This window comes from Streptomyces carpinensis (genome assembly GCF_002154505.1).
GTDB classification, from domain to species: domain Bacteria; phylum Actinomycetota; class Actinomycetes; order Streptomycetales; family Streptomycetaceae; genus Streptomyces; species Streptomyces carpinensis.
Genome location: NZ_MUBM01000684.1, coordinates 605 through 970, shown reverse-complemented (window position 1 = coordinate 970; position 366 = coordinate 605). Strand labels below are relative to the sequence as shown.

The 366-nt window shown below is 78.7% G+C and carries 1 pseudogene; it reads right to left on the bottom strand.

Annotated features, from left to right (window positions below):
• Positions 1 to 23: 23 nt before the first annotated feature.
• Positions 24 to 366 (bottom strand): annotated as a pseudogene (locus BZY54_RS47890) (pyridine nucleotide-disulfide oxidoreductase); the annotation flags it as partial.

The following is a 366-nucleotide window of genomic DNA, read 5'->3' as shown; positions in this document are numbered from 1 at the left end:
CCTCGCCTCCCGGCCCTGATCCGTCAGCCGTCCGTCCCGCTCAGCTCGGCCAGGATCTTGCGTTCGGCCGGTGTCAGCGGGGGGCCGGACAACGGGGGCAGGAGGGGGCCGCCCGCGACGTCGAGGAGGGTGGCCGGGCGGAAGAGGCGTTCCGGGCCGGTGCGCAGGCTCGTCACGTCCCACAGGGCGGCCGCGGCGCGGTAGGAGCCGGTGGCCGCCCTGGTCAGACGGCGGCTGTAGGCCGTGACAAGACGGTCCGCCAGGCCGGGCCGGGCGCCGCGCGTGCCGGGGTACCAGACGTCCTGGCCGACCGCCGCCGCCCAGGCCGCCTCGACCGACCGGGCGGCTCCGCGCTGCACCCGGCGG